1 protein-coding gene is annotated in these 917 nt (G+C 49.6%); it reads right to left on the bottom strand.

The genetic code is table 11. From position 1 onward, the window contains the following. Positions 1-917 (bottom strand): DNA gyrase subunit A (locus ACTHUM_RS15475; RefSeq protein ID WP_440403351.1); only part of this gene is annotated, 917 nt, incomplete at both ends.

Below are 917 nucleotides of genomic sequence, written 5' to 3'. Positions count from 1 at the left end.
TTCCGGCAGTTTGTACACTTTAATCCAATGGCACTTGCCCAAATTGGTAAAGCACATCAAATAATCATGCGTATTGGCAACAAACAGGGTTTCGATAAAGTCTTCGTCTTTGGTTGCCGTTGCCTGTTTGCCGCGGCCGCCGCGACGCTGCGCCTGATAATCGGTAGTCGGTTGGGTTTTGATGTAGCCGCCATGAGTCAGGGTAACGACCATTTCGCGTTGCGGAATCAGGTCTTCATCGGCGATATCGCCGCCAAACGGATTAATTTCGCTGCGGCGTTCATCGCCGAAGTTGGCTTTGATGTCTGCCAATTCTTCGCGGATGATTTGGGTAACGCGCTCAGGTTTGGAAAGAATATCCACAAAATCAATGATTTTACTCATTAGATTCTTATATTCGCCGACAATTTCTTCCTGATCGAGACCGGTCAGGTTACGCAAGCTCATGCGCAAAATGGCATCGGCTTGCAATTCGCTCAGGTAATAGCCTTGGCTGTGCAGGCCCAAATTCTCTGGCAAGCCTTCAGGGCGCATCATGTGCAGGTCTAAATCGGTACGGCTGAGCATGTCTTCAACCAAGCTGCTGCGCCATGGGCGGGATAGCAATTTTTCTTTGGCTTCCGGCGCATTGGCAGATTCTTTAATCAGACGGATGATTTCGTCGATATTGGACAAGGCAACTGCTTTACCTTCGGCAATATGGCCTTCATGACGCGCTTTTTTCAGGCGGAACAAAGTACGACGGGTAACGACTTCGCGACGATGGCGCAGGAATTCGGACAGGATTTGTTTCAGATTCAGCAACCGCGGCTGGCCGTCAACCAAGGCCACCATGTTGATACCGAAGCTGTCTTGCAGCTGGGTCAGTTTGTAGAGTTGGTTCAAAACGACTTCGGCATTTTCATTGCGTTTCAGTT

The organism is Neisseria sp. P0021.S006, from assembly GCF_051956895.1.
Note: the sequence above shows the minus strand (reverse complement) of the source record. Positions and strands in the feature narration are given on the sequence as shown.